Here is a 6,305-nt window from a genome sequence, read left to right on the forward strand (position 1 = left end):
AAATAGCGCTGCAGGAAATGCTCGACCGCCTGGCCGATCGACAGGTCGTCGGGGATCAGCGCGCCGCCGTCCGGCACGACAGATCGCTCGCCGGTCTTCAGTTCGGCCTCGATGATCTCGGCCGAAATCTCATCCTGCGAATAGAGCGCGGCGAGCCTGCGCACCAGATTTTCCAGCTCGCGCACATTGCCGGGCCAGGGATAGCGCTTCATCAGCTCGATGCCACCGGCGGAAATGCGCTTGGTCTGCAGGCCTTCGCTGGCGCCCTGCTTGAAGAAATGCCGGACAAGGTCAGGCACGTCTTCAGAACGCTCTCGCAACGCCGGAAGTCGCAGCGGCACGACGTTCAGGCGGTAGAACAGGTCCTCGCGGAACAGGCCCTGGTTGATCAAGGTCCGCAAATCCTTGTTGGTGGCGGCGACGATGCGCACGTCGGTCTTGATCGGCGTGCGGCCGCCGACGGTCGTGTATTCGCCCTGCTGTAGCACGCGCAGCAGGCGCGTCTGCGCCTCCATCGGCATGTCGCCGATCTCGTCGAGGAACAGCGTGCCGCCTTCGGCCTGCTCGAAGCGGCCGGTGGAGCGGTTCTGCGCGCCGGTGAAGGCGCCCTTCTCATGGCCGAACAGTTCCGATTCGATCAGGTCGCGCGGGATCGCGGCCATGTTGATGGCCACGAAAGGCCCGCCGCGGCGGCGGCCGTATTCGTGCAGCGCGCGCGCTACCAGCTCCTTGCCGGTGCCGGATTCGCCGCTGATCATCACCGTCAGGTCGGTCTGCATCATGCGGGCCAGCATGCGGTAGATGTCCTGCATGGCGGCCGAGCGGCCGACCAGCGGCATCGTCTCCGGCTGATCGTCGGCGCGGGAATCCAGCTTCGGCCGCTTCGGCTCGGCAAGCGCGCGGTTGACGATGTTGAGCAGCTCGGTCAGATCGAAGGGCTTCGGCAGATACTCGTAGGCGCCGGTCTCGGAGGCGCGGATGGCGGTCATGAAAGTGTTCTGCGCGCTCATGACGATGACCGGCAGCTCGGGTCGCGCCTTCTTGATGCGCGGCAGCATGTCGAAGGCGTTCTCGTCCGGCATCACCACATCGGTGATGACGAGGTCCCCCTCGCCGGCAGCCACCCAGCGCCACAGCGTCGAGGCGTTCGAAGTCACGCGCACTTCATGGCCGACGCGCGACAGCGCCTGGTTGAGCACGGTTCGGATCGCCGCATCGTCGTCGGCGACGAGGATATTGCCGCGAACGGTCATTTGCGGTCTCCTTCAGCTTCGTCGCCGGCGTTGGGCAAAGTGTCCTTCCAGGCCGGCATCAAGACGCGGAAAGTGGTTCCACGCTGCGTCGAATCGCATTCGATGATGCCGCCGTGCTCGCCGACAATTTTGGCGACCAGCGCCAACCCGAGGCCCGAGCCGTTCGGTTTGGTGGTGATGAACGGATCGAAGAGGATCGGCAGGATGTCCTCGGAAACACCGGGGCCGTTGTCGTGCACGCAGAATTCCAGCGGCAGCGAGACGCGGTCTTGCGTTCCCGGCACGGAAACGCGGATGCCGGGCCGGAAAGCCGTCGACAGCACGATCTCGCCCTGCGGGTCGGCGCCGATCGCCTCCGCGGCGTTCTTGACCAGGTTGAGGAACACCTGGATCAGCTGATCACGGTTCGCATAGACTGGAGGAAGCGAAGGATCATATTCCTCCAAGATTTTGATTTTTTTTGCAAAGCCGTTCTTGGCGATCGCTTTCACATGATCCAGAACGACATGGATGTTGACGGGAAAGCGCTCGATCGGCCGCTCGTCGGAAAACACTTCCATGCGGTCGACCAGCGACACGATGCGGTCGGTCTCGTCGGTGATCAAGCGGGTGAGCGCACGGTCCTCGTCGGAGGCTGAGAGCTCGAGCAGTTGCGCCGCGCCGCGGATGCCGGAGAGCGGGTTCTTGATCTCATGCGCCAGCATGGCCGCCAGGCCGATGACAGAACGGGCCGCACCCCGATGTGTCATCTGCCGGTCGATCTTGTCGGCCATCGACCGCTCCTGGAACATCACCACGACCGAGCCGGGAAACTCCGGCACCGGGGCGACATAGAGGTCGACCATCTTCTCGATGCCGAGGCGCGGCGAAGAGACGTCGACGCGGTATTCGTTGACCGGCGCGCGGCGCTCGCGCACCTGGTCGACCAAGGTGAGCAGCGGACTGCCGAACGGGACCAGCTTGGACAACGTGTTGCGCGCCAGCATGGTCGCGCTGGAGCGGAAGAAATCCTCTGCATCCGCGTTGGCGAAGGTGATGAAGCCGTCGGCATCGACCATGATCACCGGGCGGCGAATGGTGTTCAGCACGATATTGGCGGCATCCGCGGTGTCGGCCGGCTGTGGGAGGTTCGGATTCATGCCGCGCTCCGCAATTCTGGCGATGCCGCGCTTTCGGTAGAGGCTTGGCGCAGCCCGGCGATCACTTCAGCCGGCTCGAAGGAAGTGAGGATGTGCTTGCGCCGTTCCGCCGAAGCACGAGTCGCGTGCCTGTCCAGATACCAGCCGAGATGCTTGCGCGCCTGGCGGAGCCCGCTTTCGACGCCGTAGAGCGAGAGCATGTCCTCGTAATGCGCAACCACGTAGTCAGCGAGCCTCTTGGGCGTTTCGGGAATATCGGTTGCAGACATGCCAGCGGCGGCTGCCGCGATGCTGCCGGCGGTCCACGGCGCGCCGTAATGGGCACGGCCGATCATCACCGCGTCGGCGCCTGATTGATCCAGGATCGTCGCAGCCTCTTCCGGCGAGCCGACATCGCCATTGGCCACCACCGGGATCGAGACCGCTTCCTTGACGCGCGCAATGGCGCGCCAATCGGCCTTACCCTGATAGAACTGGCAGCGCGTGCGGCCGTGGACGGTCACCATGCGCACGCCGGCCAGCTCGGCGCGGCGCGCCAACATCGGCGCGTTGAGCGCGCTTTCGTCCCAGCCGAGCCGCATCTTGACCGTCACCGGCACCGAGACCGCACCGACCACCGCCTCGATCAGCGAGAGCGCGTGATCGAGATCGCGCATCAGCGCCGAGCCGGCATAGCCGCCCGTCACCTTCTTTGCCGGGCAGCCCATGTTGATGTCGATGATGTCGGCGCCCTCGCCCGCCGCGATTCGCGCGCCCTCGTCCATGTGCGCTGCCTCGCGGCCAGCAAGCTGCACCATATGGACGGGCAGTCCGGAATGGCGGATGCGCAGATCGCAGCCGGCCCTGCCCTTGGCCAGTTCGCCGCTCGCCACCATTTCCGACACGACCAGCCCGGCACCATGCGCATGCGCACGCCGACGGAACGGCTCGTCGGTGATGCCGGACATCGGCGCCACGAACACGCGGTTGCGTATCCTTACGCCGCCGACGTCGAGCGGCGAAGCCAATGTGGTCAATTCAGGCATGCACAAAAACCAAGCATGTTCGATTGCTGCACATTGTGTAGCCAGAAGCAAGCCATTGTGCAACGCGCAATGACGTCACATTAAGGCGCATTTTGGAAAATGCTGGCCTTCCCTGCGAGCCGCGACTAAGCCTCTCGCCATGACTGACACAAGTGAAAAACCGGACGGCAAGGTCGGCGTGGTCATTGTCGCCGCCGGCCGCGGCGCCCGTGCCGGACAGGCCGAGGGGCCGAAGCAGTATCAGCGCATCGGCGGACGCGCCGTCATTGCGCATACGCTGGAAAGATTCCTGTCCCATCCAGCCGTCGGGCCAGTGGTGGTGGCGATCCATGCCGACGACCGCGAGCTGTTCGAGCGCGCGGCGGGAGCTAATGCTACGCACACGCTCATCGTCATGGGCGGTCCGTCCCGCCAGGCTTCCGTCCGGCTGGGACTTTTGGCGCTGAGGGAGCAGGCGCCGGCAAAGGTGCTGGTGCATGATGCGGTGCGCCCGTTTGTCGACCATGGGCTCATCGACCGAACCATCGAGGCCATCGGCGAGCGCCAGGGCGCCCTGCCGGCGCTGCCCGTCGCCGACACGCTCAAGCGGGAATCGGCCGAGGGCATGATCGAGGAGACGGTGTCGAGGGCCGGCCTGCACGCGGCGCAGACACCGCAAGGCTTCCCGTTCTGGCCGTTGCTGGCGGCGCACGAGAAGGCGCATCATCTCGGCAAAAGCGAGTTCACCGACGACGCGGCGATCGCCGAATGGGCGCATATTCCGGTCAAGATCGTCCAGGGCTCGCCGGACAACATCAAGCTCACCTGGGCAAGGGATATCGCGATGGCCGACCAGCGGCTCTCAAATGCGCTGCCGCGCTTTCCGGACATCCGCACCGGCAATGGCTACGATGTGCACGCGTTCGAAGCGGGCGACCATGTCACGCTGTGCGGGGTCACTATCCCCTATGACCGGAAACTCTCCGGCCATTCGGACGCCGATGTCGGGCTTCATGCGCTCACCGATGCGTTGCTCGCCACCTGCGGCGCCGGCGACATCGGCACGCATTTCCCGCCGTCGGACCCGCAATGGAAGGGCGTTGCCTCGAAAATCTTCGTCGAGCATGCGGCGACGCTGGTGCGCGAGCGCGGCGGGCGCATCGCCAATGCCGATATCACGCTGATCTGCGAGGCGCCGCGGGTGGGGCCGCATCGCGAGGCGATGACGGCGGCGCTGGCGGCGATGCTCGGCATTGCGCCGGAACGCGTTTCCATCAAAGCGACGACCAACGAGAAGCTCGGCTTTGTCGGGCGCGGCGAAGGCATTGCGGCGATCGCGACCGCCAGCGTCGTCTATCCGGGAGACGTGCCGGCATGAGCAACGCGGAATTAGCCAACGCCCTGCTCCAGGCTTGTCAGCAGCGCGGCATCATGCTGGCCACGGCCGAGAGCTGCACCGGCGGTCTGATCATTGCAGCACTGACCGACATTGCCGGCTCTTCCGCCGTGGTCGATCGCGGCTTCATCACCTATTCCAACGAAGCCAAGATGGAGATGCTCGGCGTCTCCGCGGCGACGCTTGAGGCGCATGGCGCGGTCTCGGGTGAGACGGTCAGGGAGATGGCTGCGGGCGCGCTGACGCATTCGCGCGCGAGCCTCTCCCTTGCGGTCACCGGAATTGCCGGCCCGAGCGGCGGCTCGTCGGAAAAGCCGGTGGGTCTCGTCTGGTTCGGGATGGCATTTGCCGGCCAGCCGGCCGTCGTCGAGCGCCAGCTGTTTGGTCATAAGGGGCGGGAATTCATCCGCCACGAGACGGTCCGGCACGCGCTGCAGCTCGGCCTGCGAGCGCTGGCCTAGGCTATCCGCGGATCAGGCGTGCCTTGCGCTGCGCCGTAGATCACGTTCGCTCGCTTCTCGAATGCTTCGGAAAACATGCGGAAGGCGCGATCGAACATCGTGCCCATCAGCGCGCCGAGAATGCGGCTCTTGAATTCGTAGTCGATGAAGAAATGCACTTCGCAGCCGCCATCGGCCGGATCGAAGCGCCAGATGTTGCTGAGATATTTGAACGGGCCGTCGATGTATTTGACGTCGATGGCGTTCTCGTCGGGCTTGAGCAGCACCTGGGTCGTAAAGGTCTCGCGGATCGCCTTGTAGCCGATGCTCATGTCGGCGACGAGGATGGTGCGGCCGTCGCGCTCCTTGCGCGAGCGCACCGTCAGCGCCTCGCAGAGCGGCAGGAATTGCGGATAGGTCTCGATATCCGCCACCAGCGCGAACATCTGTTCCGGCGTGTAGGCGACGCGTCGGGTGGCTTCGAATTTCGGCATGAAAGCGTCAGCTGGCCTTCTTGAGCTGCGCCTCGCGCGCCGCGCGCAGCCTGGCGAAATCCTCGCCGGCATGATGCGAGGAGCGCGTCAGCGGGCTCGAAGCCACCAACAGGAAGCCCTTCGTCTTGCCGATCGTCTCAAAGGACTTGAACTCGTCCGGCGTGATGAAGCGGATCACCGGATGGTGCTTCTTCGAAGGCTGCAGGTATTGGCCGATGGTCATGAAGTCGACATTTGCCGAACGCAGGTCATCCATGAGCTGCAGCACTTCGTTCCGCTCCTCGCCGAGGCCAACCATGATGCCGGACTTGGTGAAGATCGACGGATCGAGTTCTTTCACGCGCTGCAGCAGCCGGATCGAGTGGAAGTAGCGGGCGCCGGGCCGCACCGTCAGGTAATTCGACGGCACGGTTTCCAGATTGTGGTTGAAGACGTCGGGCTTGGCGGCAACGACGATCTCAAGCGCGCCGTCCTTGCGCAGGAAGTCGGGCGTCAGGATCGAAAACCCGATGGGCATGCTGGTGTAGGAAGGGAAAAAGGCGGTGCGGAATTTCTTCACCAGCCTTTTCGCCTTCATTC

Annotated in this window: 7 protein-coding genes; 2 read left to right on the forward strand and 5 right to left on the reverse strand. The window is 64.6% G+C overall.

Annotated features, from left to right (window positions below):
- From ntrC to dusB, 3 genes are all read right to left on the reverse strand, one after another.
- A partial coding sequence (gene ntrC, locus EOA75_RS26840) for a nitrogen regulation protein NR(I) (RefSeq protein ID WP_127325581.1) occupies positions 1–1,253 on the reverse strand: 1,253 nt, incomplete at its 3' end.
- Positions 1,250–2,392: a nitrogen regulation protein NR(II) gene (locus EOA75_RS26845; RefSeq protein ID WP_127325582.1), complete on the reverse strand. Its 1,143-nt coding sequence runs from the start codon at positions 2,390–2,392 to the stop codon at positions 1,250–1,252. The genes EOA75_RS26845 and ntrC, both read right to left, overlap by 4 nt.
- Positions 2,389–3,417, reverse strand: coding sequence for a tRNA dihydrouridine synthase DusB (dusB, locus tag EOA75_RS26850; protein ID WP_127325583.1), 1,029 nt, complete (start codon positions 3,415–3,417; stop codon positions 2,389–2,391). Before dusB ends, EOA75_RS26845 begins: the two co-directional genes overlap by 4 nt.
- 139 nt (positions 3,418–3,556) lie before the next feature.
- Here dusB and EOA75_RS26855 point away from each other — a divergent pair, with 139 nt between their 5' ends.
- Both EOA75_RS26855 and EOA75_RS26860 read left to right on the forward strand, forming a co-directional pair.
- Complete coding sequence (locus EOA75_RS26855; RefSeq protein WP_067321361.1) at positions 3,557–4,774, forward strand: bifunctional 2-C-methyl-D-erythritol 4-phosphate cytidylyltransferase/2-C-methyl-D-erythritol 2,4-cyclodiphosphate synthase; 1,218 nt, start codon at positions 3,557–3,559, stop codon at positions 4,772–4,774.
- A complete protein-coding gene (locus EOA75_RS26860) occupies positions 4,771–5,253 on the forward strand; it encodes a CinA family protein (protein WP_127325584.1) in 483 nt (160 codons plus the stop codon). The genes EOA75_RS26855 and EOA75_RS26860 overlap by 4 nt, the downstream gene beginning before the upstream one ends.
- Here EOA75_RS26860 and EOA75_RS26865 read toward each other — a convergent pair.
- Together EOA75_RS26865 and EOA75_RS26870 are read right to left on the reverse strand one after the other, a co-directional pair.
- The gene (locus EOA75_RS26865) at positions 5,250–5,726 is read right to left on the reverse strand and encodes a type II toxin-antitoxin system RatA family toxin (RefSeq protein ID WP_066989693.1); all 477 of its coding nucleotides are present in this window, start codon (positions 5,724–5,726) and stop codon (positions 5,250–5,252) included. The genes EOA75_RS26860 and EOA75_RS26865 overlap by 4 nt on opposite strands.
- Before the next feature lie 7 nt (positions 5,727–5,733).
- On the reverse strand, positions 5,734–6,305 hold a 572-nt coding region (locus EOA75_RS26870), incomplete at its 5' end, for a lipoyl synthase (protein WP_245466746.1).

It is taken from the genome of Mesorhizobium sp. M1A.F.Ca.IN.022.07.1.1, from assembly GCF_003997575.1.
Classification (GTDB): domain Bacteria; phylum Pseudomonadota; class Alphaproteobacteria; order Rhizobiales; family Rhizobiaceae; genus Mesorhizobium.

Coding starts and splice junctions, on each gene's coding strand:
- EOA75_RS26845 (WP_127325582.1), bottom strand. CDS start 2,392: ATGAATCCGAACCTCCCACAGCCGGCCGACACCGCGGATGCCGCCAAT.
- EOA75_RS26860 (WP_127325584.1), top strand. CDS start 4,771: ATGAGCAACGCGGAATTAGCCAACGCCCTGCTCCAGGCTTGTCAGCAG.
- EOA75_RS26865 (WP_066989693.1), bottom strand. CDS start 5,726: ATGCCGAAATTCGAAGCCACCCGACGCGTCGCCTACACGCCGGAACAG.
- EOA75_RS26855 (WP_067321361.1), top strand. CDS start 3,557: ATGACTGACACAAGTGAAAAACCGGACGGCAAGGTCGGCGTGGTCATT.
- dusB (WP_127325583.1), bottom strand. CDS start 3,417: ATGCCTGAATTGACCACATTGGCTTCGCCGCTCGACGTCGGCGGCGTA.